Genomic DNA, 24,748 nt, shown 5'->3' on the forward strand with positions numbered 1-24,748 from the left:
CCCTCGACCTGGCTGCTGCTGAGTCCACTCCTGTGGCTCTGCAGGCTCCTGCCATCGGTTGATCTGGAATCAACCTGTTCCTTCTGGAACAGATCAAACGATTCAGATCAACTGAATCGGAAAGCCCTCGCCGCAAGGTGGGGGCTTTTTGTTGTGATGCTGCTCTTGCTCGCCTTGATTCCGTAAGGTTCCGATCAATAGCGACCTGGCATGGACAACAAAGCCAGCAACGCAACCAGACAGGTCATCTCCGAGCAGGCTGAGACAGCGATAGCAGCTCAAAAGTGGAGCCGTCTTCGCACGATTGGTAACCGCTTTGAGCGGGCCCGCTGCTACAGGGATTGCTGGTTCGCTCTGGCACGGGCATCTGAGGCAACCACCGATCACCAACTCCCGATTTGGCCAGGTCCAGACGAGAGCTGCGAGGGAGTTCTTGTGCTGCCAACCACCCGGGATCTGGGTGACGAGTTGCGGATCCTGAGATTTATCGGTGACCTGAAGGCCCACGTCGCCCAGGTCGTCGTCTTAACGGATCCACGACTCCATCCACTCATCGAAAGGAGCTTCCCTGGGGTTGTCTGCTGCAGACCTGATGGAAGACAGAACCAGGTCGGGCTATCCCACATGGCAGCCCAAGAACGGCTTGCCTACTGGTTTGGAGCCGATGAACAACAGCTGCAGCATGGCTTCCGAACACTGAAGGCTCCCACAACCCCAGAGGAGGAACCCAAAGGCATCGGCATCAGCTGGTTTTCCAAATCAAGAAACAAGAAAGATCGAATGCCCGCTGTCGAAGACTGGGCTTCAGTTCTCCGGACCATTCGACAACCGATTCAGTCGCTTCAATACCTGGAGAAACCGGCTCGCATCAAAGCCTTACGGGAGCTGAGTGGACAACGCATTCGCTCATCACAATCCATCGACCAAATGGTTGATCTGGATGGATTCGCCAGACAAGTGGCCGGAGTACGCGGCGTATTGACCATCAGCAACACCACAGCGCATCTGGCTGGTGCCTTAGGCATTCCCTGCGCTGTCATTCTCGACAACGGCTCCATCACCAACTGGCCCGATCTCGGCGAAACCACCCCGCTCTATCCCTCCACGCGGCTGATCCGCCGCGGCAGCGATGACTGGGCCACAACCCTGCGGCGGGGCTGGCGCACGCTGAGGGCCTTGATCCCACCCAAGTAGACATCAGCATGCAAAGCTCCTCGGTCAAGAGAAGCGGCAGAGCGTGAGCAGCCCAACGGCCAAGCGGAAACAACGCAATCCAATCCAACGCGTGATTCGCTGGGGTCCATGGCATTACCGGTTCTGGCGTGAGATCGCACGCTGGTGCTACGAACAATCCCTGCACAATCCAGCGGTGGTTGCAGCGGACGAGGGCTTCCCAGCCCATCGGCAGCTGTTGGAGTCCTACAAGCAGATCCGTCAGGAAACTCTGGAGGTCGCCCTATCGGGGCGCCTGCCGGCCAACCACGAAATCATGCAACAGCAGCGCACGCTGTATGAATTCGACCGCAAGGTCTGGGGAATGCTCCCCTTGCGGGGCTATGGCTACAACTACCCCGCCAATCAGGCGCTGATCCCTTCTCTGCGGAACTTTCTGCAGCACCACCCCTACGTCGTTTCAGCTGCCGTGAGCCTGTTCCCCCCGGGGAAGGTGCTGAGGCCTCACAAAGGGCCCTTCAAAGGGGTTTGGAGGTATCACCTGCCTTTGTATGTGGAGAATTTTGGTGATGGCCGAAGTTCCTGCGAGCTGATGATTGATGGGCAGAACTATTACCTGAAGGAAGGTGAGGGATTTCTCTGGGATGACACCTTCTTGCACTCAGCCATCAATCGCTCCAACCAGCCAAGAGTGGTGTTGCTGTTCGACGTCTTTCGCAAGGATCAACCGATTTGGCTGATCGGGATGAGCTGGATCTTCCTCTGGGTGGCTCAGATCTGGCAGCACGTCCAGAACATGCGCCAGCGCGCAGGTCTGCAATGAACCAAGTGGAGACCCTGATCCAACAGCTGCAGTTGATTCCCCATCCGGAGGGAGGTTGGTACCGCGAGTTGCATCGCAGCCCGGAGCAGGTTCAACGCCAAGACGGGGCCGAGCGATCGGCATTGACGGCCATTCTCTTTTTGCTGCCAGCCGGTGCCATCAGTTGCTGGCATCGCGTAATCGGTGCCGACGAAGCCTGGACGCACATTGATGGAGCCACTCTGGAGCTCTTTCAGTGCCAGGCGAATGGCACAGCGCTGCAACGGGACCCACTGAATGCATCAAACCCTGTCCAAGTGGTTCCAGCCAATGCCTGGCAGGCGGCGCGCAGTATGGGTGAGTACACCCTGGTGAGCTGTTGTGTTGGTCCGGGATTTGACTTCTTGGATTTCGAGATGGCTCGGCAACAACCCACGACAGACCGTCTGAAATTGCCCCATCCGGAGTTGATCTGAACCGATGGCTTCGTAGCCTCATCGCATCGATCAATGGCCATGGGCAGCAGCTTCGGCGACCTCTTCCGGATCAGCACCTTCGGTGAATCCCACGGGGGAGGAGTGGGCGTGATTGTGGAGGGCTGTCCACCACGGCTCAACCTCAGTGTCGCGTCAATTCAGGCCGACCTGGATCGACGGAAGCCTGGGCAAAGCCACATCACAACCCCGCGAAAAGAAGCGGATCAGGTGGAAGTCCTCAGTGGCCTACTGGATGGAGAAACCACCCTGGGGACCCCGATCGCCATGGTCGTGCGCAACAAGGACCAACGGCCAGGGGATTACAAGGACATGGCGGTCGCCTTTCGGCCATCCCATGCCGATGCCACATATCAAGCCAAATACGGCATCCAGGCGCGCAGCGGTGGAGGTCGTGCGTCAGCACGGGAAACGATCGGGCGCGTCGCTGCGGGTGCGATCGCAAAGCAACTGCTGAAACAGTCCTCAGGGACTGAAATCCTGGCCTGGGTCAAGAGGATCCACAACATCGAAGCCTCCGGGATCGACCCGCAGGAGGTTCAGCTGAGCGACGTGGAATCCAACATCGTGCGCTGTCCGGATCCAGCGGTGGCCGAGCAGATGATTCAGCGGATTGAAGCCATCGGCCGCGAAGGAGATTCCTGCGGTGGGGTGATCGAATGCGTGGTGCGCCATCCCGCCATTGGCTTGGGAATGCCGGTGTTCGACAAGCTTGAAGCCGATCTCGCCAAAGCGGTGATGTCGCTGCCCGCAACCAAAGGATTCGAAATTGGTTCCGGCTTCGATGGCACGTTGCTGAAGGGCAGCGAGCACAACGATGCCTTCCTACCGAGCGACGATGGTCGTCTGAAGACCGCAACCAACAACTCCGGTGGCATCCAAGGGGGAATCAGCAATGGCGAGCCGATTGTGATCCGGGTGGCCTTCAAGCCAACGGCGACGATCCGCAAAGAGCAGCAAACCATCGATTCCGATGGCAAGGCCACCACGCTTGCGGGGAAAGGACGGCACGACCCCTGTGTTCTGCCCCGGGCCGTGCCGATGGTGGAGGCCATGGTGGCGCTCGTTCTTGCTGATCACCTGTTGAGGCAGCAGGGGCAATGCAGCCTTTGGTGAGCAGCTCCCGTCAGCTCAAGTGACGTCAGACGGAAGCAACAGCTGAACTGCCGTTGGAGCTAACGACCGCTCCAACGCTTTTTGCCTTCGCCGCGCTGCGGGTCCGAGTGCGTCGAGCGGGCTTTTTGCTGGCCTGCGCCTTGGCTGAGGCAGGTTTTTTGGCAGCCATCGTTTTCTTCACCGTCCGGCGTGCCTTACCGGTCGTGGCACGACTGCGATGGCTCAGCACGAGAGCCCATTCCTCATCACTGAGAGTGGAGGGTTTGCTGCCGTGGGCATAGGAGAGCTTGGCTGCCTTCTCGATGTCCTTGATCAAATTCGTCCAGGACGTGGCAAAGCGCTTGTCTGACTGCGATTTTGCACCACTTTCAACCAAGGTCTCCACAACCCCTGCAGCAGAAACCTTTTTGCGCCGGCGATTGAAGATCTCCTTTTGAAGCTGAGCGATCAGGGCATCGGCCTTGTCGCTGAGCTTGATCGTGAGCTGCGACATGACGCAGTTAGATAGCTATCTCATCTGTAGCATCTTGGACGCATGTCAACAAGTCGGTGGCATCAAGCCTGAGTTGTCGATTGGCGCAACCAGTCGAGAAGTGCTTGGAAAGCAGGCGGCGAGCCCACAACCTTGCGCCCCAAGGCCACGGCACCATGACCAGCCTCAAGCCAGACAGGAATATCACCCACCTCAAGGCCACCCGCAGCGATCACGAAGGGCAAGGGGCCGAGAGGCGCATGCAATCGCCGCCAGTACCCGGGCCCAAGGTTGGCTGCTGGAAACAGCTTGACGACACGACATCCGAAGCGCAGGGCCTGATGCACTTCCGTAGGGCTAAAGACGCCAGGCACCAACAAGAGTCCAACCTCCCTGGCTTGCTCCACTAGGTCTGGAGACCAGCAGGGAGCCATGGCATAGCTGAGGTTTAGGCATGACAGATCATTGAGCGCCTGAGGAGAGGTCACCGAAGCCGCTCCCAGATTCAAACCGGGACATTGATCCTGAACCCGTTGCATGAACTCGCCCCAGCCCGGCTGATTCAGCCAGGCCACCTCGAGATGGCGCAGACCTGCAGCGTGAAGTTGCTGCACTTGATCCAACAGAACGGATCCCGATGCTGAAGGCCCGAGATCGTCGGGTTCAGGCCTGACGACCAATAAAAGAGGCTGGTGCTGCAGGGATGCCACGAAGAGCTCCTGCCGCACCAGCCAAGGGTTGGATGACGAATCGAAATCAGACGTATTCGGCGACCCGGACGTCACGTTTGATCAGAAGCTCCTGAAGCTCTTCAGCATCAACAGTCTCCTGCTCAACGAGCATCTCCGCCAATTCATCAAGAACGACGCGGTTGTCGACGAGAACCTTGGTGGCGCGCTTGTAAGCCACATCCACCAGCTCAGAGACCTCCTTATCGATCATCGCGGCGGTTTCCTCAGAGAAATCGCGCTCGGCCGCAATATCTCGGCCGAGGAACATGCCGCCCTGAGCACGACCCAGTGCAACTGGCCCCAACTCGTCGCTCATGCCAAAGCGGGTGATCATCTGACGTGCCGTCGAAGCGACCTGCTGCAGATCGTTGGAGGCACCCGTGGTGACCTCGTCTTCGCCGTAAACGATTTCTTCAGCGACCCGACCACCGAGGGCAACAGCCATCTGGTTCTGGAGGTAAGCCCTCGAATACAGACCCGACTCCATCCGCTCCTCACTGGGGGTGAAGAATGTCAAACCACCAGCATTGCCACGGGGAATGATGGAGATCTTCTGGACAGGGTCGTAATCAGGCATCAGGGCACCCACGAGAGCATGACCTGCCTCGTGATAGGCGACAAGACGTGCACGACGTTCGCTCATCACCCGATCTTTTTTCTCCGGACCAGCCATGACCCGTTCAATGGCATCGCTGATCTCGTCGTTGCTCACTTCCGTGAGTTCACGACGGGCCGCGAGGATGGCGGCTTCGTTGAGGAGATTGGCCAGATCAGCACCGGTGTAGCCGGGTGTCCGACGAGCAACCTTGTCGAGATCGACATCCTTGGCCAACGTTTTGCCACGGGCGTGGACACCAAGAATTTGTAGACGTCCGGAATAATCGGGGCGATCAACAGTGACCTGACGATCAAAACGACCGGGGCGCATCAAAGCTGCATCCAGCACATCAGGGCGGTTGGTGGCCGCCACGATGATGATGCCGGTGTTGCCTTCGAAGCCATCCATCTCCGTGAGGAGCTGGTTCAACGTCTGCTCGCGTTCGTCGTTACCACCACCGAGGCCTGCGCCACGCTGGCGACCGACAGCATCGATCTCGTCGATGAAGACGATGCAAGGGGCGTTTTTCTTCGCTTGCTCGAAGAGATCGCGAACGCGGCTAGCACCAACGCCGACAAACATTTCGACGAACTCAGAACCGGAAATCGAGAAGAAAGGAACACCTGCTTCCCCTGCAACTGCTTTTGCAAGCAGTGTCTTACCGGTTCCCGGAGGGCCCACAAGCAAGACACCCTTTGGAATCTTGGCGCCGACAGCCGTGAAGCGATCGGGGTTCTTGAGGAAATCGACGACCTCAGTGAGTTCAAGCTTCGCGCCTTCAATCCCGGCAACATCGGTGAAGGTCACCTGGGTGGAGGGTTCCATCTGGACCCTTGCCTTGCTTTTGCCGAACTGCATGGCGGGATTACCGCCGCCACCGCCTTGGGCGCGACGGAAGAGAAAGAACAGACCGCCAAGCAAAAGGATCGGGAAGATCAAGCTTCCAGCTGCCTGCTGCCAACCAGGTGTCTGGCGAGAGGGTTGAACAGCGATATCAACGCTGTGTTCGGTCAGCAAGCCGAGCAGCTCACGATCTGGAGCCAGATTGACCTGGGCACGGCGGCCGTCGTTTTCGACCACCTGAGCCGTGCCCTGATCGGGCGCAATCAGCACACGGCTGATCTGGTCATCCTTCACCGCCTCAACGAACTCGCTGTAGCGCATGGTGTTCACCTGGGGCTGGCTGCCACCACCACCACCAATGAACGCTGGTGCAATCACAACGATCGCCAAGACCAGAAGGGCCCCGAGACCGATATTTCGCCAACGCTTGTTCACAGGTCGCCTCGTAGATGAAGGAATGTTAACGTGTTCTCAGTCTTCAGGAAGCGCGGAGCACCTCAACCACGCTCTTGAAGGCGAACCATTCGGGAATTTCCTCCCCGCCGCGCAGCATCTTGCGGAACTGGGTGCCACTGAGCTTCTTCACGTGCAGGCCACGGGCTTCGGCGTGCTCCGCCGTCACATAACCCTCTTCCTGGGTGTAAACGAGGTTCAGCGAAGGAACCGTTTCCATCGTGAGCTCGGGCGCACACTCCTTGGCGAAGTTCTGAGCGTCATAGGGGCCGTAGAAGTCGTCACCGGTCAGAGACGATTTGCAGCCCGCCATATCGCGACCAATGATGAAGTGAGTGCATCCGTAGTTGCGGCGGATGATCATGTGCTGAAGGGCTTCACGCGGGCCTGCCATATGCATCGCGTAGGGCAAATAGGCCCAGCGAATGCTGTCGTTGTTGACTTCAGCCGCAAGACGCTCATAGGTCTGGAAGCGAACGGCACCGGGGATGTCGTCCTGCTGCGTGGGGCCACAGGTCGGATGGACCAGCACCACAGCGTTGTCGCTGACGTTCTGTGCGTGCAAAGCACGGGTGAAGAGTTCGTAGTGAGCGCGGTGAATAGGGTTGCGGCACTGGAACGCCACCACGTCCTCACCTTCAGGCAGCCCTGCCCGCACCTCTGCCGGGGTCTTGCAGGGGAACACCCGCTCGGGGAGAGCGAGACCCTTGAGGCTTCCACCCAGATAGAAGCGCTTGCGCTCCATCGTGATCATCCGCACCGCAGGATGCTCAATGGAGGTGGTGCCGTAGCAACCCTTGGCTTCGGCCACTTTGTCGGGCTCCCACTTGTCCTCCACCTCGAGAACAGCCAGATTCTGGCCCTTGTAGGTCAGCAGCAATGTGTCACCGACCGTGACGTCATCGCGGTCGGTGTCCATGACGATCGGCAGGCCGAACAGCTGACCTGCAGCAAGACGATGACCATTGACGACTGAGTTGTAGTCCTCCTGGTGCATGAACCCACGCAAGGGTGAGAAACCACCAACGCAGAGCAACTCAACATCGCAAGCGTTGCGATCGGAGCACTCGATCGTTTTGGTTGCGGAGGCTTTCACGGCGGCACAATCCGCATCAGCCACCATCAGATCAACCAGAGTTCCGCCGTAGGGAGCGATCACACCGGATCGCTGGGCGGGAGCGGAAGCACTGGCGGTCATGGCTGCAGAGAAAGATCGGGCGATTCTCCCAGATCAGCGGAGGATTGCAACGGATCAAAAAAAAGGGGGCCTAAGCCCCCAAACGCAACCTGTTGTGGTTGGTGCGTGCGATCAGGCCTCTTCAAGGCGGCCATACAGCTCGCCGGTGATTTTGATATCGACCACTTCACGACCACCCATATCGGAGTCGGAGGGCTGGATGGCGCTGAAGACGCCAGCAAATTCCCCTGTTTCAGGATCGACCTGGGTGATGGAGAGGCTCATTGTTCCAACGCCATCGATATAACGCTTGTTGTTGTCCTTCTCGAGTTTCTCGTCGTCGCCACCAAGGGCGACAAGTCCCTGGGCGTACTGAACACCAGTGGTGAGTGCACGACCCTTGGGATCGATGAAGTTGCTGGTGCGGTAGCTCGGCGTGCGATAGGTGCCTTCGAAGTCTGTGCTGGTGGTCAGAGCAGCACCTTCAGCAGTGGCATTGAGTGACTTACTAGAGAAGGTGAAGGGGAACTCCTCACCACCGGGCACCAGAACAGTGATCGGCTGAAAGTCGATACCGCCCTTCTCCTGGAATTGGAGCCCCGCTTCTGTGACGGTGAGATCTCCGAAGACAGAGTCGAGACTGGACGTGTAGCGGGTCAGGATCTTGCCCTCGACGAATTCAGCCTGCTGACGAATGTTCTTGGGCTCTTCCTTGGCGTAGACCTGAACGGGATGCATACAGATCTCGCGCAGCTCGTAGCTCCCACCAGCAGTCAAAGGAATCGAGCCACGAGCTGAGTCCCCGATGGTGGGGCAATCGTTGGCTTTGCCGGTGTTGTGGATGTCGTCGTAGGTGACATTGGAGGCACCACGCTGAACAGCTTGACTGTCGCCGCTACAGGCCGTGGTGAAAAACGCGAGGCAGAGCGCCAGCACGACGGCCAGCAGAGGACGAATGCGCATGGAAAAAGCCAGTCGGCTGAACGCTAATGGGGACGGAATGCCGTCGAATCAGGATCCTACAGGGCGAAAAATGGCGACAGGGCTAGCCTTTTGCAGCTCTAAACAACTTGTCGAAAGCGCGTGACCTCAAACGATCCAGCCTCGACCAAGGAAAGGATGGCTCCTTCGCTGGCCGCCCTGGGCGAGCTGGCAGAAGAGTTGCGGGGAAATCCGGAAGCACTTCTCATCCTGCTGCGCGAACTTGAAGCCCTGCATCGGGATGTTCAGGACGGTCCATTCCGCCAGAGCCTTCCCGAAAACCGCCAGAAATTGTTCACATTGCTGCAGGGCATGGAGAAAAACGGCGGCTGGCCTTACATCCCAAGGCTTCAGCTGCGCACCTTCATCGACCTGCTCGGTCAGGAATCCACCAACGCCGCGGCCTGATCTCGAAGCTTGAACAAGGCATCCAACAGCTGGTGGGCAAGCGTCAGCTTTGTCGTCACAGGCAGGTTCCGGTTCCAACCTTCCCCCAACAACCAACCTCCATTCGGTTGGTCACCAAAACCCTGACCATCACGGTCTACGGGATTCACCATCATCAGATCACAGCCCTTCTGCAGGCGCTTGCTTTCAGCCTTCTCCAACAGATGCGTGTCATCACCTGTTAGCGCTGAGAATCCGAGAACCAACTGTCCAGGCCGGCGTTGACGGGTCAGATTTGACAGCAAATCAGGCACTTCGGTCCAACCGGACGACAAAACATCCTGAAGCTGCTTTTTGGGCATTTTTTCCTCAAAGCCAGCTTCCCGCCGAAGGTCAGCAACAGCGGCAGCCATCACAAGCACATCAGACGTCGGCAATGCCAGTTGCAGTTCTGAGCTGAGCTGAGCCGCACTCTCGACCGGCGTGCACTGCAACCCCTCAAGCCAGGCATCGGGGAGATCCAACGGACCATGCACCAACTGCACGGTTGCCCCTCTGAACCGTGCAGCTTGCGCCATGAGCACTCCCATTCGACCGCTGCTGCGGTTGCTCAAAAAACGGGCCGCATCAATGGTCTCCTGAGTTGGTCCAGCCGAGACCAGAAGAGAAATCCCCGACCAATCACAGGTAGCGACAGGAGCATCAGGGCCTCGGCTGAAGACAGATTCCGCCGCCAACTGAATCAAGGTCGGGTCAGCCATTCGCCCATCACCGACGCGGTCGCAGGCCAGAAGACCGGACATCGGCAACAGAGGGACCACTCCTTGAAAGTCTTGGATCTGCAGCCAGTTCCGTTGCACCGCAGGATGGCGCCACATGGCGGTGTTCATTGCGGGAGCCGCGATGACCGGACCTTCCGTTGCCAACAAGACGCTGGCGAGCAGTCCATCCGCTGAACCCTGGCTCCAGCGCGCCAGGCTGCTTGCACTCAAGGGCGCGACGATGGCCAACTCCGCCCACTCGGCCAATTCGATATGAAGCGGCCGGGGCGCCGTGGGGTTCCACTGGTCCGCTTCGAGGTAACAGCGATGGCGGCTCAGGCTTGCCAGAGCAACGGGGCTCACCAACGCAGCACCACTCGGGGTGACAAGGCAGCGAACTTCTGCGCCAGCCTTGACCAGGGCACTCACCAACAACGGCGTTTTCACCGCAGCAATACTGCCGCTGACGGCCACCAGCACACGCCGCCCGTAGAGCGAAGACGCCTTGTCAGTCCTCATCGAAGGGTTCCTGGTCCACCAGGTGGTGGTAAGGCAGGATCAGTTCGGGGCGGTGGATGGCCAGCGCACGAAGAAGGTGCCAGTCAGACAAGCTGTCGAATGGCGAGGGATAGTCGTCCTCTTCGAGGCGACGGGCAAGTTCTGCCGTCGACGTCTCGTCAAAAGCATCCAGCCGTTCCTGCGTGAGCATCAAGCAGTCATCAGACGCTATTGATGACATTTTGACGCAGGCTGTGCCAGCTAGCGTTAGCCATCCGGGGAATTAGCTCAGTTGGTAGAGCGCTGCGATCGCACCGCAGAGGTCAGGGGTTCGAATCCCCTATTCTCCACTGCGTTTTTGCAGCGTCGCCTTCCACTGATCGGCCTGTTCGTCCTTGTGCTGTTCAGCACCGTGGCACGACCAACAGCCCTCCTGACCTTTGCACTCCTTGCCGCTGCCGGTGCGATAAGTCGCGCCCCATCACGCCGGATGTGACCCTTTATGAGGTAAAAGGGTGTTAAGTAATCCCCTGTAGCCGATGTCGCAATCGAAGCGAGAGCAGGTCGTTAGTCATCTGCGCTACATCCGCCAGGAACTGCGTGAAATGCACCAGGGCGTGATGGAAGACGGTTTACTCCCCGAGGCTGGCGAAGTGCGGGGTGTGATGGCGCAAATGGAAGCGCTGCTGGAGCTCCTCGAAGGCAAAGCGTCCAGAAAAGCGAAAGCTGAGACTAAATAGCCTGAAGCGCAACCTCTTGCCAAAGCCTCCAACGCTGGCTTTGCTTCGCCAGTCCCCATCACTTGGCCCGGGCTCGTCCCGGGTTTTTTATTGAAATCTGCTATCAGTAGTGTCTGATGCCTGCACACTGCCTAGGTGTGGTGTAGACAGGATGCGGCAGGGGCATGGCCGGGTGATGGGGATCACTGGATTCAACCCTGCCTCTTCCCCCGAAATCAATGCCGTGCGACGGCTCCAATCCACCCGATTGCAAACCAACGTTGGTACAGCAATCCAGAGACTGGATCGCTGGTCACGCAATCCCTGGCGGAGATTGTCTTTATTGGCCCTTGCAGGCCTGATCGGATTTCTGATCGGTAGCGCGCTCACCTCCGTCGCCGGTGCTCTCAGTCAAATGGACCCAGTGGCTGCACTTCTGGTGGTGCTGGGTGCTGAACTCACGATTCGACGACGACGCAGTTCAAAGCCCTCGCTGAAACTGCCGCAGCAACTGCTGGATCTTGGTCGCATTGGCTTTCTCTACGGTCTTTTTCTCGAAGGGTTCAAGCTGATCTGAAGCGGAAGAGTTCAAAGCAGACAAAAGAGATTGCGGTTCATACCCTTCGGGAAGAATCCTCCGGGCTGCAGATGGCAAGCAACCATTACTTCCTGGAGCTTGAACCACCTGCCGAGCGCTTGCGTCATGCCCCGCATGTGGTCATCGTCGGCGGCGGCTTTGCCGGGGTGCATGCCTGCAAGGCCCTGGCCAATGCCGATGTGCGCATCACCTTGATTGACAAGCGCAACTTCAACCTGTTCCAGCCGCTGCTGTATCAGGTGGCAACCGGATTGGTCTCAAGAAGTGACGTGGCCACGCCTCTACGCGAACTGGTCGGCCAGCAAGACAACGTCCAGGTGCTGCTGGGTGAAGTCACCACGGTGAACCCAGAGGGCAAGCAGATCGTGTTCAACGGCAAGACCTACAGCTATGACCATCTGATCCTGGCGACAGGGTCGGGCAGCACCTACTTCGGCCATGAGGACTGGCGCACATTTGCGCCCCCAATGAAAATCCTCGAACACGCCGAAGAAATACGTCGCCGTCTGCTGATGGCGATGGAGCAGGCAGAACAGACACCGAATCCCAAGGCTCGCCAATTCCTGCAAACGGTTGTGATCGTTGGAGCTGGGCCCAGTGGCTGCGAAATGGCTGGTGCCGTTTCAGAGCTGATGCGTTGGGCCTTGAAGGATGCGTTCAAGCAGCTGGATCCCCAGAAAACGCGGATCGTGTTGGTGGATCCCGGCGACAGGGTGCTGAAAGCGATGCCGGCGGAGCTCTCCGAAAGGGCCCTGAAAGCCTTGGAACAAGATGGCATCGAATACATGCCGGAGAGCCGCGTCCAAACCATGCGGCCCGGAGAGGTTGTGATCGGTGGACCCAATGGAGACGTTCGGGTCCAAGCTGCAACGGTGATCTGGACCGCTGGCGTGAAGGCATCGCATCTGGGGCAGAAGCTGACGAATGCAACCGGTTGCGAGGTCGATCGCGGTGGACGGGTCGTGGTCAACCCCGACTTCTCGATCCCAAGCCACCCTGAGATCCGGATCGCAGGAGATCTCTCCAGCTACAGCCACACCGTGAATGGCAAGCCGCTTCCAGGAATGGCGGCTCCTGCCAAACAGGCCGGCACGTTCATCGGCAAGGACATCGCAGCGATCGTGGCAGGACACGCCCGCCCCACGTTTCGCTACGTCGATTTCGGCAGCATGGCTGTGGTTCATGGCAGTGCCGTTGCCGACCTGCATGGCTTCAAATTTTCAGGACGGCTGGGCCTGCTGCTGTGGGCCATCGTTCACCTGGCCTTGATACCAAACCGAGAGAACCGAATCACCTTGAGCATCAAATGGCTGTATGCCCTGGCGACCCGGCAACGTGCCTCCGTTCTGCTCACAGGCATGCCCAGCCAGCATCTTGCCCTTGATGCAGAAGATGCTCATTTCCCGATGGCCAGCGGAACGGGCCCGTCAATCGCCGAACCCGATGCCGCCCTCAAGGCAGCGATGGACTACTACGCCCACCAACTCTCTGGTCTCCCTCAAACTCAGGAGCTGCTCGACACCAAGGAGGCCTCCGTGGCGGATTCAGAGGCAGCCATTAAATAGAGCAAGGCCATCCGGGTGGGCACGCCGTTCCTGACCTGCTCTTCCACAAGGCTGACGCGTGGGTCATCCAAGAGCGACCCAGTCAATTCAACGCCTCGGTTCACCGGACCAGGATGCAGAACTGGAACATGCTGACCGCAGAGCTGCATGCGCTCATGGCTCAGTCCGAAGTCGCGGTGGTAGCGCTCCAGGCTGGTGAGCAACTGCTGGCCCATCCGTTCCTTCTGAAGCCGCAGGGTCATCACGGCATCTGCTCCTGGCAACGCATGTTCCAGGCGCCGCATCACGCTGACCTTGCCCCGCTGCGGCACCGGATCCTTGAGCAGACCTGGGGGCGGAGCATCAACGAAGGCCACAAAATCCTCTGGGACGAGGCTCGGCGGGCCACACAACACAACGTCAGCTCCACAGGCCGTCAAAGCCCAGAGATTGGAACGTGCCACCCGCGAGTGAAGAATATCGCCGACAATCACAATGCGACGCCCCTGCAGCGCTTCCGGCATGGGGTGCTGAGGGGAGAAATGCCGAGCAAGGGTGAGCAGATCCAGCAGTCCCTGACTGGGATGGCTGTGGAGACCATCACCGCCATTGAGCACGACAGTGCGCTCACCCATCTGCTGCAGATCCAACGCCAGTTGCTGAGGCACACCGGTAGAGCGGTGGCGGACCACCAACACGTCGGCACCCATGGCCACGTAAGTGCGCGCCGTGTCGAGAACACTTTCCCCTTTGCTCAGAGAGCTGCTGGAGGGTGAAAAGCTCATGACGTCTGCCGACAGACGTTTGGCCGCCAGCTCAAAACTGCTGCGGGTTCGGGTGCTTGGTTCAAAGAACAGCGTGGCCACCAAGCGGCCTTGCAGCGCAGGAAGTTTTCGGGCACCGGTGATCGGTAGCGAACGAAACCGCTGGGCCAGCTCAAGCACCGCAGCGAAGTCTTCTCGCGAGAACGACGCGAGATCAAGAACATGCCGATGCGGCCAGCCACTCATGAAGGTTGCTCCAGCGATGGCGTCCAGCACTGTGCCTTGGGTGGCATGCGATCACCCCGGGCTCGCCTGCTGACACTGCGACTACTCCGCAGATACCAGCGCCACGGGGTTGCTGCGCCCTGGGAGATGCCGATCCGCGTTGTGGTCACAAGATCCTGGCTGGCAAACGTGTCTGACCTCAGGGCCATCCACACCTCATGTTCGCCCGTCACCGGACAACTGTCATCACTGCGATCAAGCCCAAAACGTCGCGCGAGCAAACCGGGGCCTGCCGCGATCCGCTCCGGTTCATCAGGAAGGGCCACCGCGCGCAGCAACACACCGTTGGCCCACTCCCCCCGATCGGTGACCACGTTCACGCAGTGGTGGATGCCGTAGCTCACATACACATAAAACCGCCCTGGCTCACCGAACAGGGTTTCGTTTTGAGGCGTCCTGCGCCGATAACCATGACAGGCGGGGTCGTCCTGGGAATACGCCTCAGTTTCGACAATCACGCCCCAGAGAAGGCGTCCATCGTCTTGGCGTTTCACCAACCTGCAACCGACCAACTCAGGACCCACGATCTGAGCTGGACGCGCAAAGAAACTGAGCGGAAGCGAAACGAAATCGATGACAGCCTGCCGGCTGGCGGCCACGCTGGTTCCAGCTTGAACTCTGCAGGCTTTGGACAGCAACCTCCAGGCACGGCGTGATGGGGTGTTTCTGTTGCTGGCAGGCCTGTTCCTGGGGACCCTGGGCATGCTCAACATCCTTGGGCTGACCCGATTCCTTCAACTTGGCAGCATTGGAGGCTGGCCGATCGTGGTAGCCGTTGGCGCACTGCCCTATCCGATCACCTTCCTCTGCACCGATCTGATCAGCGAAATCTGGGGTGAGCAGAAAGCCAATCAAGTGGTCTGGGTCGGGCTGCTGCTCAACGGCTGGGTGATGCTGATTCTCTGGCTGGGAGGGGTGCTGCCAGCCATGAGCGGAAGCGACGACAGCACCTTCCGCACCATTCAGCAACTCAGCTTCGGTTCAGTGGGCGCCTCGATGGTGGCCTATCTCACGGCGCAATTCGTGGATGTGCGGCTCTTCCACTTCTGGAAACAGCGCACCAAAGGCAAAGCCCTCTGGCTGCGCAACAACGGTTCCACCTTGGTGAGTCAGCTGGTGGACACCAGTGCCGTGGTGCTGATCAGCCATTACGGCGCCCATGTGCTTCCTGTGCAACCGGAACGGTCCGTGCTGCCGCAGCTGATCAGCTTCATCGGCAGCGGCTACCTGTTCAAGGTGCTGGCGGCGCTGAGCGACACACTGCCGTTCATCTGGCTCACGGCATGGCTGAGGGCGTGGCTCGACATTCCCGGAGAAGGACGCGAACTCACAACAGAAACCAAGTCAGCGATGCATTAGCGGTGCATCCACGCCAAGCTGAGCTCAATTCAGGCCAGTTGATGGACGCAGCCACCTCCAGCTTCAACCTCGGCACTGTGCTTCTTGGCAGCATCGTGCTGTTCCCTTTGGCGTGCCTGTTTTTCGGGACACGCGGTGGCTACTACAACACCGACAAATACGACGGCAACGGAACCGCCCACTGATCGGCTGAGATTGAGCGATCATCAGGTCATTGGCTCAGCCTGAATGACCGCTGCAACTCCCGGTCCTGTCGACAGCACGGACACCATTCGTCTGGCCCTGCGCAGTTGGCCTGAAGTGGAGACCTACCTCCAAGACTGCAAAGGCGTGATCATTCCCCTTGGATCCACCGAGCAGCACGGTCCCACTGGAGCGATCGGCACCGACGCCCTCACCGCAGAAGCAGTCGCCCTCGAAGTGGGCCGTCGCACCGGCGTGTTGGTCACCCCAGCCCAGGCCTTCGGCATGGCAGAACACCACCTTGGCTTCGCTGGAACGATGAGCTTGCAGCCAGCCACACTTCTGGCCGTGCTGCATGACCTGGTGTTGTCCCTGGGGCGACATGGCTTTGAAAGGGTGTTTGTGATTAATGGCCACGGCGGCAACATTGCAACAGCCAAAGCAGCTTTTGCCCAGGCCCACGGCACTGCCACAACCCGAAATCTTCCGGTCGCCCCCCAACTGCGTTGTCGTCTGGCCAACTGGTTCATGGCGGGACCCGTGATGCGCCAGGCCCGCGATCTCTATGGCGACAAAGAAGGGCATCACGCCACACCGAGCGAAATCGCTGTCACCCTCGCTGTGGAGCCCAGTTTGCAGAGCAAGCAGCGCCCACTGCCCGACCCCGCCCCGGCAGGTCCGATTCACGGACCAGATGATTTCCGGCGCCGTCACCCCGATGGACGCATGGGGTCTCATCCCTCCTTGGCAACTGCCCAGCAGGGCGATGCCTTGCTGGAGACAGCCGCCACCGCGCTGAGCGAGGATCTGCGCACGTTCCTCGGCGAGTCATGAGCCAGATTTCCAGCGACGACGTCCGCAAGGTGGCCCATCTGGCCCGCCTTGATCTGCCCGAGGAGAAGATTGCGACCTACACCGATCAGCTTGAATCGATCCTCGAGTACGTCGGTCAGCTCCAAGAGGTGGACACCAAGGGCGTTCCAGAAACCACAAGAGCCGTTGAAGTGACCAATGTCACCCGGGCGGATGGAGTACAGCCAACACCTGTGCGGGAGGAGATTCTCAGTCAGGCGCCCCAGAGGGAGGGGGACTTCTTCAGGGTTCCAAAGATCCTCGCCGACTGAATCAGACTTATCGGGACACCCAGCGTTTGGCTTCCGTTTTGATCGCAATGCGATCAACAAAGCCAAGCCAGTGACGTCGCAACCCCCGTCCGGGCATAAACCGGGCAGCACGCCTCATTTTTCCGCTGCGACGCTTGTGACTTCGGACACCCACGAGGATGTCATACAGGAAGTTGTAGCCATCCCTGCGGGTCTCAAAAATGCCCAACCGCTGGGGAGATCCTTTGGAATCGAGCAGAGGCTTGGTGGCCTCATAGGCCGGTTTGTACTCAAACCAGGGAATCGAAGGCCAGAGGTGATGAACCAAGTGGTAGTTCTGCCCCATGATCAGCCAGTTCATCAGCCTGCCGGGGTAGATCCGAGCATTCGTCCAGCGGTTGCGGGACGTGAACGGCCGATGCGGGAGGTAGTCGAAGAAAAGTCCCAGTGTCACCCCAACCATCAAGGCAGGCGCGAACCAGCAGTTAAAGATGAATGGCAGAAAGTCAAAGCGCGCCGCAGCAAGAACTATCACCACGAAGATGCTGCGTTCCAACCCCCACTGCATCAACTCCCAGCGCCGCCAGAGGCGTCGCTGAAAGAAAAACCACTCGTGGTAAAAAAATCTTGGTGCGATCAGCCAGAGCGGTCCAAACGTACTGACGATGTGATCGGGATCGTTCTTCGGATCATTGACGTGGGCGTGATGCTCCAGGTGCACCCGAGTGAAAACGGGGAAACTGAACCCGAGTAGCAGCGCTGAGCCATGACCCATGGCTTGATTCACCCATCGATTGGGGTGGGCCGCGTTATGGCAGGCGTCATGTATCACCGTTCCTTCCAGGTGCAGCGCAAGAAAGCCGGTGCAAAGAAGCACCTGCAAGGGCCAAGCCGCCACAAACCAACCCCAGATGGTTAAGGCGGCCAGCGCATACCCCCCGAGGAACAACCCAACGGTGGGATTCCAAAAGGCAGGGGGGTCAACAAATTCGCGGGGTACCGAGCGGTAAGCCACTCCAACCGGACGAGGCTGCTGTTGTTGAGCAGTGCTCTGATGCATCCGGAGGACAGGCAACAAGTCTGGAACGTTCCCGAACCACCGTAGGGAAAGGAATGCCCACCGGGGGACTTGAACCCCCACGACCGAAGCCACTGGTACCTAAAACCAGCGCGTCTACCAATTCCGCCAGGTGGGCAATGCGCCAACTTTAGAGATCGCCCCAGAATGGGAGCAGTCCGCATCAACACGGATGCTTGCGACCCTAAGCGGCGATTTCTGCCTCCTGCTTGGCCTTGCACTCCTGCTGCTTCCCCTGTTGGCCGTTGAACTCAGTCGCCCGCGCGATGGTGTGTGGGGAGCGGTGGTGTTGCTACTGGGTCTCGTGCTGGTCACCAGCAGTGACCGGCTGAGGGGAGCCCCGATGCTCGCGGTTCTCTGCGCCGGTTTATTGATCGCTCGCTTGGGCACTGAGGTCGGACAAGCCCGGTGGAACACTCTCAGCGAAACAGAGCAGCAGCGTTTTCAATCGCTCGACCACTGGCGCACCAGCGTTCGGCAGCTCCTCATCACCACAGGCCGCGTTGGGGAAGGCATCAGCGGCATCGCCAAACAACTCAAGCCGACTGGGAAATCAGGGGTCACCGAGAAAAAATGGGTACGTCCCGAGTCCCCTGAAAACGCTGCCGCTAGCGATGACGCTGGTTCAGCAATGACCAGCACCGAGCCTGTCCCACCCGCGGATGCCACATCCCCAGAGGGCGAGGACTGATAATCCCGAGGCCAGAGCAGGGACCCCGTGAGCAAGGAGAAGCGCGACGCCGCCGCCGAGGGACGTCCCTCCTACAAAGACACGCTCAACCTGCTGCAGACGGGTTTCGGCATGCGCGCCAATGCCGTCCAACGCGAACCGGAACTGCAGTCTTTCTGGAAGAACCAAGGAATCGACGGCGAGCTGGGCCTCAAGAACAGCGGTCCAACGTTCACTCTCCACGATGGCCCGCCCTACGCCAACGGCGCTCTTCATATGGGCCATGCCCTCAACAAGGTGCTGAAGGACGTCATCAACAAATATCAGGTGTTGAACGGGCGGCGGGTGCGTTACGTCCCTGGCTGGGACTGCCACGGTCTCCCGATCGAGCTCAAGGTGCTGCAGTCGATGGATCAGGAGCAGCGCAAGGCGCTGACACCGATCAAGCTGCGCAAAAAGGCAGCCGCCTATGCCCGCAAGCAAGTGGATGGCCAGATGAAAGGCTTCCAGCGCTGGGGAATCTGGGCCGACTGGGACCAGCCTTATCTGACTCTGCAGAAGGAATACGAATCCGCCCAGATCCGGGTGTTTGGCGAAATGGTGCTCAAAGGGCACATCTATCGAGGGCTGAAGCCGGTGCACTGGAGCCCGAGCTCCCGCACAGCGTTGGCCGAGGCCGAACTGGAGTACCCCGACGGCCACACCAGCCCCAGCGTCTACGCCGCCTTCCCTGCGGTGGAGCTGCCAGCGTCCCTTCGGGATGCGCTCAGGGCTGATGGCATCGAGCTGCCAACCGATACAGAAGGTCTGGGCAAAGCCCTGCAGGTCGCCATCTGGACCACCACGCCCTGGACATTGCCGGCGAACCTGGCGGTGTCCGTGAACGAACGGCTCGACTACGCCCTTGCCGACGACGGCGCAGGCCGCCTGTTGCTGGTGGCGACTGATTTGATTGCCTCGCTGAGCTCAACCCTGGAACGGCCGCTGACCCGGCGCGCCACGGTCAAAGGCGCCCTGCTCGCTGGTTTGACCTACCGCCACCCTCTTCTTGATCGCAGCAGTCCGGTGGTCATCGGCGGCGACTACATCACCACTGAATCGGGCACGGGCCTGGTGCACACCGCTCCTGGTCATGGCGTCGATGACTTCCACACCGGCCAGAAGAACGGCCTACCGGTGCTCTGCCCCGTGGACGAAGCCGGCAACCTCACCGAGGAGGCCGGGCCGTTCGCGGGACTGAACGTTCTCAAGGATGCCAACGCCGCGATCATCGAGGCGCTTGAGGCCGCAGGCGCCCTGCTCAAGCAGGAGGCCTATGGCCACCGCTACCCCTACGACTGGCGCACCAAGAAACCCACGATCTTCCGGGCCACTGAGCAGTGGTTCGCCTCCGTGGAAGGGTTCCGTCAACAGGCACTCGATGCGATCGCTGAGGTGGAGTGGACTCCCGCCTCAGGTCGCAACCGCATCGAATCAATGGTGAAAGAGCGGGGCGACTGGTGCATCTCACGGCAGCGCACCTGGGGCGTACCGATTCCCGTCTTCTATCACCGCAGCAACGGTGACGTGCTGCTGAATGCCGACACCCTGGCTCACATTGAAGGACTGATCGCCGAACACGGTGCCGACGTCTGGTGGGAAAAAGACGAAGCTGATTTGCTGCCGGCCTCCTATGTCAACCAGGCCGATCAGTGGCGGAAGGGCACCGACACCATGGATGTGTGGTTTGACTCCGGCTCGAGCTGGGCCGCTGTCGCCAGTCAGCGCGACAACCTCAGCTATCCCGCCGACCTCTACCTGGAAGGATCCGACCAACACAGGGGCTGGTTCCAGAGCTCACTGCTCACCTCGGTCGCCGTCAATGGCCATGCGCCCTACAAGCGGGTGCTCACCCATGGCTTCGCCCTTGATGAGAAGGGCCGCAAGATGAGCAAATCCCTCGGCAATGTGGTCGACCCGATGGTGATCATCGAGGGAGGCAAGAACCAGAAGCAGGAACCGCCCTATGGAGCCGATGTTCTGCGGCTGTGGGTGAGCTCGGTGGATTACTCCGCCGATGTGCCGATCGGAGCCGGGATTTTGCGCCAGCTGGCGGATGTGTACCGCAAAGTGCGCAACACCAGCCGTTACCTGCTCGGCAACCTGCACGACTTCCATCCGGCAACCGACGCCATCCCCGTGGCCGAACTGCCGTTGCTTGACCGCTGGATGCTGCAGCGCACAGCCGAGGTGATGGATGACATCACAGAAGCCTTCGAAAACTTCGAATTCTTCCGTTTCTTCCAGCTGCTGCAGAACTTCTGCGTCACCGATCTGTCGAACTTCTACCTCGACATCGCCAAGGACAGGCTCTATGTGAGTGCCCCCCAGGACCGGCGCCGGCGCAGCTGCCAGACCGTGATGGCCCTGATCATCGAACGCCTGGCCGGGCTGATCGCTCCGGTGCTGTGCCATATGGCCGAAGACATCTGGCAGAACCTGCCCTACCCAGTCGAAGAGACCTCGGTCTTCCGCCGCGGCTGGCCCACGGTTCCAGCGGACTGGCGCGATAGCGCCCTCAGCGCTCCGGTTCAACAGCTACGGGAGCTGCGCGCTGCCGTGAACAAAGTGTTGGAAGACTGCCGCGGCCGTCAGGAACTCGGCGCATCGCTTGAGGCATCCGTGCGGATTGATGCCCGCCGCCCGGAGCTCAAGGCCGCTCTCTCCTGGCTCAATGAGGAGGGAGATGCAGAGGTGGACGGCCTGCGGGACTGGCTGCTGGTTTCACAACTGCAGATCGGTGGCGAGCCCTGGGCCGAACTGCTGGCCAGCCAAGACGACGACCTCGCGTTGATCGAGGTGAGCCGAGCGCGGGGCATCAAATGCGAACGCTGCTGGCACTACGAAGGGGATGTGGGTCAACATCCAGACCACCCCCACATCTGCGGACGCTGTGTCGGCGTCCTGGAACGCCGAACTCACCAATTGGCCTGATCCAAGAGGTCGTTCGGCGGCATCGGTCCAGCCAGCACAACCTCCTGGATGGGCGATAAGGGACCCTGAAGCAACTCGGCCTGATCCAGGCTTGTTCCCTTGGGGAGAACAGGGGCATCAGGGTCAAAGGCGGTTGGATGGGTTGTGCTGCTGCTGAATCCACGAAAAATCAGCAACTCAAAAGGCACATCACCCACCTGCCCCCGAAGTCGGACGACCCGCTGGGGCTCAAGACGCGTTCGTTCCTCGAAAGCCTGAACCACCGCTTGATCCGTCATCAGAAATCGCCCGCCACACGCCCGTAGCGGGGCAGGCGTACCAACAACCACTGCAGGAGCCCGGCCAGGTAGGCCACCAGGGCGACATATCCCACAAAGGCAGCAACGGCCTCAGTCCACATACCACCGAATAAAAAATTGAACACCGTGGCCGCCAGGCCATGGATGCCCTGGGGAGCCTCAAGCCACGTCAAGCAGGAGGGCAACGCCAGCTGATGCATGCAACGCAAGCCTGTGATGCTCATCACCAGGCTGAGGAGTCCAAAACCACTGAACGCCCAACGCCAAACCTTCACAGCCAACGGCAGGGGACGCCAAGACGGTTGATCGACCAGCTCTTCATTGATGTCAACCCAGAACCACAGGCTGATCACCATCAAGACCGGAGCGACAGCAGCAGTGGCGTAGCCCAGGGGTCGCTGATCCATGAGAAGCAGCAGGCTGATCGCCATCAGGCTGGCCACCTTCCAATAGATGCCCAGAAGCCGAAGCACCATCGGCTCGCGACGCCATGCCGACCACATCAACAAGACCAAAGGCACACCAACAGCAAAGGTGGCGGCCAAGCGATAGGTCAGCCACACCAGAGCGCGGTACGTGAGCTCGTTCACTGAGGACTGTCACAGTCTCGCCATTATCAACGTCCCGAGCTGAGCTCCAGGGTTGATAGGGTCCGCTTCATGGCACCGTTTGCACCGTTCAGCTGGTTCCGATCCGGGGGCACTGAAGTCAGTTGCCGATCAGGGCTTTCTGCCAAAGCGTCTCTGGACGAAGCGGTGCGGGACGTGGTCGAACAACTGGGTCGACCCAGGGGCGAAGCCGATCTCGCACTCGTCTTCACCTCAACCGGTTACGCCACCGACCTACCTCGGCTACTGCCGATGCTGCGCGCCCAGATCAGCGCAAAGCATTGGATCGGATGCACAGGTGGAGGCGTAGTGGGCACCCGCGGCGACGGTAGTGCCTCGGAACTGGAGCAGACACCGGCCTTGAGCGTGACATTGCTCTCCCTGCCGGGGGCATCCATCACAACCCGACACCTCAGCACAGAAAAACTGCCTGATCTTGATGGAGCGGCCCAACGCTGGCAGGACTGGGTCGACATCACACCGGAGGATTCCCGGAGCCAGATCCTCCTGATCGACCCCACCAGCAGTGGCATCAACGATCTGATCAGCGGGCTGGACTATGCCTACCCGGATGCCGAGAAGATTGGCGGGATAGCAGCTCCCCACAACAGTCCGCACGGATCACTGCTGCTGGATGACCGCATCCTCACAGGCGCAGTGGTCTGTTCGATCGGGGGGCGCTGGCGACTCGAAACAGTGGTAGCGCAAGGCTGTCGTCCCATTGGCCCGGTGTTCTCGATCGAGCAGGTGCAGCGCAACGTGCTGTTGGAACTGAATGATGGCGGCAACAAAGCCAGCCCCATCGCCTGCCTGCAGCGGGTCCTAGCCGACCTCAGCGAACAGGAGCGCGAGCTAGTGCGTCACTCACTATTCCTCGGCGTGGAACGCAGCAGCCTGCGACTGAATTCCGACGGAGCAACCTCAGAAGCAAGTGCATTCCTCATGCGCAACCTGATTGGTGTGGATCCCAGCAACGGCGCCGTGGCCGTTGCAGAGCGAGTGCGCGCCGGCCAAAACGTGCAATTCCATCTCCGTGAAGCCACCGCATCTCAGGACGAGGCCCTTGGGTTGCTGAAGACAGCCACGGCTGATCCAAGCGACACGGTCCACTTCGGACTTCTGATGGCCTGCTTGGGACGAGGCAAGGGACTGTTCGGTCGTGCCGATGGCGACATCAGCCTGGCGCGCCAACTCATGCCGGAGCTTCCCGTGGCAGGAGCGTTCTGCAACGGTGAGATTGGGCCCATTGGCGGAACGACGCATCTGCACGGCTACACCGCCTGCTGGGGCTTGCTGCGTCAGGACCCCGAAAGCTCCTCTGGCAGTGGCTCTGACAATCTCAGTTGAGCGAGATCGCACCGCCTCGAAACCTTGCGTCAGCACGTCAATCCCCTCAGTCGCTTCTTTCAGCTGCCGCTGCAACTTCCACAACCTGAGGAGCTATTCCGGGTTCCTGATCAACCGATCCACCTCGACATCGGTTGCGCCCGTGGGAGATGCCTGCTGGGTCTGGCCGAACGTGATCCCCACTGGAACCATCTCGGCGTTGAAATCCGCCGACCCCTGGTGACTTCCGCCGATTGTGATGCGCTTGCCTCGGAGCACGGCAATGTCCGGATCCTGTTCTGCAACGCCAACATCAGTCTGGAAGGCTGGATGAAGGCCCTGGAGCAGGACCGGCTGCAACGGGTCTCGATCCAATTTCCCGATCCCTGGTTCAAACGGCGGCACCGCAAGCGACGGGTCTTGCAACCGGCGCTGCTCCTCGCCATCGCGACGGCCCTCCAGCCCGGCCGTGAACTGTTTCTTCAGAGCGATGTTCTGGAAGTCATTGAGCCGATGGTGGCTCTCACGGAACTCAGCGCCTGCTTTGACCGGCCGGCCGAGGATCAGCGTCCCTGGCGAAGCGAGAACCCACTTCCGGTTCCCACGGAACGGGAGCGCTACGTGCTCGAACAGAGCCTCCCCGTCTACCGGGTGCTGTACCGCAGGAACCAGAGTCCGCTTCCTTCAGTGTCAGATCTGGAACAGCGTTGGCAGGAGATCGATAATCCGGCGGAAGCACTCACCACCTGACCC

General features: G+C 59.8%; 29 protein-coding genes and 2 tRNA genes. 18 read left to right on the forward strand and 13 right to left on the reverse strand.

The window, feature by feature from the left end:
- The first annotated feature begins 210 nt into the window (after window positions 1–210).
- From FZZ92_RS08785 to aroC, 4 genes are read left to right on the forward strand one after another with little or no spacing between them, the layout of a single operon-like run.
- Window positions 211–1,194, forward strand: a complete 984-nt coding sequence (locus FZZ92_RS08785) for a hypothetical protein (RefSeq protein ID WP_226398416.1) — start codon at window positions 211–213, stop codon at window positions 1,192–1,194.
- A gap of 43 nt (window positions 1,195–1,237) precedes the next feature.
- Window positions 1,238–1,996 carry an aspartyl/asparaginyl beta-hydroxylase domain-containing protein gene (locus tag FZZ92_RS08790; protein WP_226423020.1) on the forward strand — a complete coding sequence of 253 codons (759 nt, stop codon included), beginning with the start codon at window positions 1,238–1,240 and terminating at the stop codon, window positions 1,994–1,996.
- On the forward strand, window positions 1,993–2,451 hold the full coding sequence (locus FZZ92_RS08795; protein ID WP_226398414.1) for a cupin domain-containing protein: 459 nt from the start codon (window positions 1,993–1,995) through the stop codon (window positions 2,449–2,451). Before FZZ92_RS08790 ends, FZZ92_RS08795 begins: the two co-directional genes overlap by 4 nt.
- A 39-nt stretch (window positions 2,452–2,490) precedes the next feature.
- Complete coding sequence (gene aroC, locus FZZ92_RS08800) at window positions 2,491–3,585, forward strand: chorismate synthase (RefSeq protein ID WP_226398413.1); 1,095 nt, start codon at window positions 2,491–2,493, stop codon at window positions 3,583–3,585.
- Window positions 3,586–3,610: 25 nt separating this feature from the next.
- On the opposite strand, the gene FZZ92_RS08805 is transcribed toward aroC, so the two are convergent.
- From FZZ92_RS08805 to FZZ92_RS08825, 5 genes are all read right to left on the reverse strand, one after another.
- Window positions 3,611–4,078 (reverse strand): hypothetical protein, encoded by a 468-nt coding sequence (locus FZZ92_RS08805; protein ID WP_226423021.1) that lies wholly within the window; start codon window positions 4,076–4,078, stop codon window positions 3,611–3,613.
- Window positions 4,079–4,140: 62 nt separating this feature from the next.
- The gene (locus FZZ92_RS08810; RefSeq protein ID WP_226423022.1) at window positions 4,141–4,842 is read right to left on the reverse strand and encodes a bifunctional 4-hydroxy-2-oxoglutarate aldolase/2-dehydro-3-deoxy-phosphogluconate aldolase; all 702 of its coding nucleotides are present in this window, start codon (window positions 4,840–4,842) and stop codon (window positions 4,141–4,143) included.
- The gene (gene ftsH, locus FZZ92_RS08815) at window positions 4,814–6,664 is read right to left on the reverse strand and encodes an ATP-dependent zinc metalloprotease FtsH (RefSeq protein WP_166015592.1); all 1,851 of its coding nucleotides are present in this window, start codon (window positions 6,662–6,664) and stop codon (window positions 4,814–4,816) included. The genes FZZ92_RS08810 and ftsH overlap by 29 nt, the downstream gene beginning before the upstream one ends.
- A gap of 43 nt (window positions 6,665–6,707) precedes the next feature.
- Window positions 6,708–7,880 (reverse strand): sulfate adenylyltransferase, encoded by a 1,173-nt coding sequence (gene sat, locus FZZ92_RS08820; protein WP_226398410.1) that lies wholly within the window; start codon window positions 7,878–7,880, stop codon window positions 6,708–6,710.
- Between the two features lie 111 nt (window positions 7,881–7,991).
- Complete coding sequence (locus FZZ92_RS08825) at window positions 7,992–8,822, reverse strand: photosystem II manganese-stabilizing polypeptide (protein WP_166015594.1); 831 nt, start codon at window positions 8,820–8,822, stop codon at window positions 7,992–7,994.
- Window positions 8,823–8,978: 156 nt separating this feature from the next.
- Here FZZ92_RS08825 and FZZ92_RS08830 point away from each other — a divergent pair, with 156 nt between their 5' ends.
- Entirely contained in the window at window positions 8,979–9,248 is a 270-nt protein-coding gene (locus FZZ92_RS08830; protein ID WP_226398409.1) for a hypothetical protein, read from the forward strand.
- On the opposite strand, the gene coaBC is transcribed toward FZZ92_RS08830, so the two are convergent.
- Together coaBC and FZZ92_RS08840 are read right to left on the reverse strand one after the other, a co-directional pair.
- Complete coding sequence (gene coaBC, locus FZZ92_RS08835) at window positions 9,221–10,507, reverse strand: bifunctional phosphopantothenoylcysteine decarboxylase/phosphopantothenate--cysteine ligase CoaBC (RefSeq protein WP_226423023.1); 1,287 nt, start codon at window positions 10,505–10,507, stop codon at window positions 9,221–9,223. The two genes, FZZ92_RS08830 and coaBC, sit on opposite strands and share 28 nt — an antisense overlap.
- Entirely contained in the window at window positions 10,497–10,697 is a 201-nt protein-coding gene (locus FZZ92_RS08840; protein ID WP_115024981.1) for a DUF2555 domain-containing protein, read from the reverse strand. The genes coaBC and FZZ92_RS08840 overlap by 11 nt, the downstream gene beginning before the upstream one ends.
- A gap of 66 nt (window positions 10,698–10,763) precedes the next feature.
- On the opposite strand from FZZ92_RS08840, the gene FZZ92_RS08845 reads away from it, so the two are divergent.
- The 5 genes from FZZ92_RS08845 (at window position 10,764) to FZZ92_RS08865 (ending at window position 13,368) form a co-directional block, all read left to right on the forward strand.
- Window positions 10,764–10,836 (forward strand) — tRNA-Ala (locus tag FZZ92_RS08845).
- An 8-nt stretch (window positions 10,837–10,844) separates the two neighbouring features.
- Window positions 10,845–10,982: a hypothetical protein gene (locus FZZ92_RS08850; protein ID WP_170952199.1), complete on the forward strand. Its 138-nt coding sequence runs from the start codon at window positions 10,845–10,847 to the stop codon at window positions 10,980–10,982.
- Between the two features lie 43 nt (window positions 10,983–11,025).
- Entirely contained in the window at window positions 11,026–11,226 is a 201-nt protein-coding gene (locus FZZ92_RS08855; RefSeq protein WP_115024980.1) for a hypothetical protein, read from the forward strand.
- A gap of 175 nt (window positions 11,227–11,401) precedes the next feature.
- Window positions 11,402–11,782, forward strand: a complete 381-nt coding sequence (locus FZZ92_RS08860) for a DUF565 domain-containing protein (protein ID WP_226423024.1) — start codon at window positions 11,402–11,404, stop codon at window positions 11,780–11,782.
- Window positions 11,783–11,853: 71 nt separating this feature from the next.
- Window positions 11,854–13,368, forward strand: coding sequence for an NAD(P)/FAD-dependent oxidoreductase (locus FZZ92_RS08865; RefSeq protein WP_226398406.1), 1,515 nt, complete (start codon window positions 11,854–11,856; stop codon window positions 13,366–13,368).
- Here the strand turns inward: FZZ92_RS08865 and FZZ92_RS08870 are convergent.
- Both FZZ92_RS08870 and FZZ92_RS08875 read right to left on the reverse strand, forming a co-directional pair.
- Window positions 13,308–14,357, reverse strand: coding sequence for an aspartate carbamoyltransferase catalytic subunit (locus FZZ92_RS08870; protein WP_226398405.1), 1,050 nt, complete (start codon window positions 14,355–14,357; stop codon window positions 13,308–13,310). The genes FZZ92_RS08865 and FZZ92_RS08870 overlap by 61 nt on opposite strands.
- Entirely contained in the window at window positions 14,354–14,995 is a 642-nt protein-coding gene (locus FZZ92_RS08875) for a DNA-3-methyladenine glycosylase (protein WP_226398404.1), read from the reverse strand. Before FZZ92_RS08875 ends, FZZ92_RS08870 begins: the two co-directional genes overlap by 4 nt.
- Before the next feature lie 28 nt (window positions 14,996–15,023).
- Between FZZ92_RS08875 and FZZ92_RS08880 the strand changes: the two genes are divergently transcribed.
- From FZZ92_RS08880 to gatC, 4 genes are read left to right on the forward strand one after another with little or no spacing between them, the layout of a single operon-like run.
- Window positions 15,024–15,755 (forward strand): queuosine precursor transporter, encoded by a 732-nt coding sequence (locus FZZ92_RS08880; protein ID WP_226398403.1) that lies wholly within the window; start codon window positions 15,024–15,026, stop codon window positions 15,753–15,755.
- Window positions 15,756–15,796: 41 nt separating this feature from the next.
- Window positions 15,797–15,940, forward strand: coding sequence for a hypothetical protein (locus FZZ92_RS08885; RefSeq protein ID WP_170952198.1), 144 nt, complete (start codon window positions 15,797–15,799; stop codon window positions 15,938–15,940).
- A 43-nt stretch (window positions 15,941–15,983) separates the two neighbouring features.
- Window positions 15,984–16,772: a creatininase family protein gene (locus tag FZZ92_RS08890; protein ID WP_115024974.1), complete on the forward strand. Its 789-nt coding sequence runs from the start codon at window positions 15,984–15,986 to the stop codon at window positions 16,770–16,772.
- Window positions 16,769–17,062 (forward strand): Asp-tRNA(Asn)/Glu-tRNA(Gln) amidotransferase subunit GatC, encoded by a 294-nt coding sequence (gene gatC / locus FZZ92_RS08895; RefSeq protein WP_115094329.1) that lies wholly within the window; start codon window positions 16,769–16,771, stop codon window positions 17,060–17,062. Before FZZ92_RS08890 ends, gatC begins: the two co-directional genes overlap by 4 nt.
- A gap of 7 nt (window positions 17,063–17,069) precedes the next feature.
- On the opposite strand, the gene crtR is transcribed toward gatC, so the two are convergent.
- Entirely contained in the window at window positions 17,070–18,101 is a 1,032-nt protein-coding gene (gene crtR / locus FZZ92_RS08900) for a beta-carotene hydroxylase (protein WP_115094331.1), read from the reverse strand.
- Between the two features lie 54 nt (window positions 18,102–18,155).
- Window positions 18,156–18,237, reverse strand: a tRNA-Leu gene (locus FZZ92_RS08905).
- Between the two features lie 54 nt (window positions 18,238–18,291).
- Here FZZ92_RS08905 and FZZ92_RS08910 point away from each other — a divergent pair.
- Window positions 18,292–18,810 (forward strand): Ycf66 family protein, encoded by a 519-nt coding sequence (locus tag FZZ92_RS08910; RefSeq protein ID WP_226398402.1) that lies wholly within the window; start codon window positions 18,292–18,294, stop codon window positions 18,808–18,810.
- Window positions 18,811–18,837: 27 nt separating this feature from the next.
- Entirely contained in the window at window positions 18,838–21,762 is a 2,925-nt protein-coding gene (gene ileS / locus FZZ92_RS08915) for an isoleucine--tRNA ligase (protein ID WP_226398401.1), read from the forward strand.
- Here the strand turns inward: ileS and FZZ92_RS08920 are convergent.
- A complete protein-coding gene (locus tag FZZ92_RS08920; RefSeq protein ID WP_226423025.1) occupies window positions 21,747–22,040 on the reverse strand; it encodes a hypothetical protein in 294 nt (97 codons plus the stop codon). The two genes, ileS and FZZ92_RS08920, sit on opposite strands and share 16 nt — an antisense overlap.
- Window positions 22,040–22,651 (reverse strand): DUF3177 family protein, encoded by a 612-nt coding sequence (locus FZZ92_RS08925; protein WP_226423026.1) that lies wholly within the window; start codon window positions 22,649–22,651, stop codon window positions 22,040–22,042. Before FZZ92_RS08925 ends, FZZ92_RS08920 begins: the two co-directional genes overlap by 1 nt.
- A gap of 69 nt (window positions 22,652–22,720) precedes the next feature.
- Here FZZ92_RS08925 and FZZ92_RS08930 point away from each other — a divergent pair, with 69 nt between their 5' ends.
- Both FZZ92_RS08930 and trmB read left to right on the forward strand, forming a co-directional pair.
- Window positions 22,721–24,016 (forward strand): FIST N-terminal domain-containing protein, encoded by a 1,296-nt coding sequence (locus FZZ92_RS08930; protein WP_226423027.1) that lies wholly within the window; start codon window positions 22,721–22,723, stop codon window positions 24,014–24,016.
- Window positions 24,017–24,040: 24 nt separating this feature from the next.
- Entirely contained in the window at window positions 24,041–24,745 is a 705-nt protein-coding gene (gene trmB, locus FZZ92_RS08935; protein ID WP_226423028.1) for a tRNA (guanosine(46)-N7)-methyltransferase TrmB, read from the forward strand.
- Window positions 24,746–24,748: the final 3 nt, after the last annotated feature.

Source organism: Synechococcus sp. MU1611, from assembly GCF_020514255.1.
GTDB lineage: Bacteria > Cyanobacteriota > Cyanobacteriia > PCC-6307 > Cyanobiaceae > Parasynechococcus.

Coding starts and splice junctions, on each gene's coding strand:
- FZZ92_RS08785 (WP_226398416.1), top strand. CDS start 211: ATGGACAACAAAGCCAGCAACGCAACCAGACAGGTCATCTCCGAGCAG.
- FZZ92_RS08795 (WP_226398414.1), top strand. CDS start 1,993: ATGAACCAAGTGGAGACCCTGATCCAACAGCTGCAGTTGATTCCCCAT.
- aroC (WP_226398413.1), top strand. CDS start 2,491: ATGGGCAGCAGCTTCGGCGACCTCTTCCGGATCAGCACCTTCGGTGAA.
- FZZ92_RS08805 (WP_226423021.1), bottom strand. CDS start 4,078: ATGTCGCAGCTCACGATCAAGCTCAGCGACAAGGCCGATGCCCTGATC.
- sat (WP_226398410.1), bottom strand. CDS start 7,880: ATGACCGCCAGTGCTTCCGCTCCCGCCCAGCGATCCGGTGTGATCGCT.
- FZZ92_RS08825 (WP_166015594.1), bottom strand. CDS start 8,822: ATGCGCATTCGTCCTCTGCTGGCCGTCGTGCTGGCGCTCTGCCTCGCG.
- FZZ92_RS08830 (WP_226398409.1), top strand. CDS start 8,979: ATGGCTCCTTCGCTGGCCGCCCTGGGCGAGCTGGCAGAAGAGTTGCGG.
- coaBC (WP_226423023.1), bottom strand. CDS start 10,507: ATGAGGACTGACAAGGCGTCTTCGCTCTACGGGCGGCGTGTGCTGGTG.
- FZZ92_RS08840 (WP_115024981.1), bottom strand. CDS start 10,697: ATGCTCACGCAGGAACGGCTGGATGCTTTTGACGAGACGTCGACGGCA.
- FZZ92_RS08855 (WP_115024980.1), top strand. CDS start 11,026: ATGTCGCAATCGAAGCGAGAGCAGGTCGTTAGTCATCTGCGCTACATC.
- FZZ92_RS08860 (WP_226423024.1), top strand. CDS start 11,402: ATGGGGATCACTGGATTCAACCCTGCCTCTTCCCCCGAAATCAATGCC.
- FZZ92_RS08865 (WP_226398406.1), top strand. CDS start 11,854: ATGGCAAGCAACCATTACTTCCTGGAGCTTGAACCACCTGCCGAGCGC.
- FZZ92_RS08870 (WP_226398405.1), bottom strand. CDS start 14,357: ATGAGTGGCTGGCCGCATCGGCATGTTCTTGATCTCGCGTCGTTCTCG.
- FZZ92_RS08885 (WP_170952198.1), top strand. CDS start 15,797: ATGGACGCAGCCACCTCCAGCTTCAACCTCGGCACTGTGCTTCTTGGC.
- FZZ92_RS08890 (WP_115024974.1), top strand. CDS start 15,984: ATGACCGCTGCAACTCCCGGTCCTGTCGACAGCACGGACACCATTCGT.
- gatC (WP_115094329.1), top strand. CDS start 16,769: ATGAGCCAGATTTCCAGCGACGACGTCCGCAAGGTGGCCCATCTGGCC.
- crtR (WP_115094331.1), bottom strand. CDS start 18,101: ATGCATCAGAGCACTGCTCAACAACAGCAGCCTCGTCCGGTTGGAGTG.
- FZZ92_RS08910 (WP_226398402.1), top strand. CDS start 18,292: ATGCTTGCGACCCTAAGCGGCGATTTCTGCCTCCTGCTTGGCCTTGCA.
- FZZ92_RS08920 (WP_226423025.1), bottom strand. CDS start 22,040: ATGACGGATCAAGCGGTGGTTCAGGCTTTCGAGGAACGAACGCGTCTT.
- FZZ92_RS08930 (WP_226423027.1), top strand. CDS start 22,721: ATGGCACCGTTTGCACCGTTCAGCTGGTTCCGATCCGGGGGCACTGAA.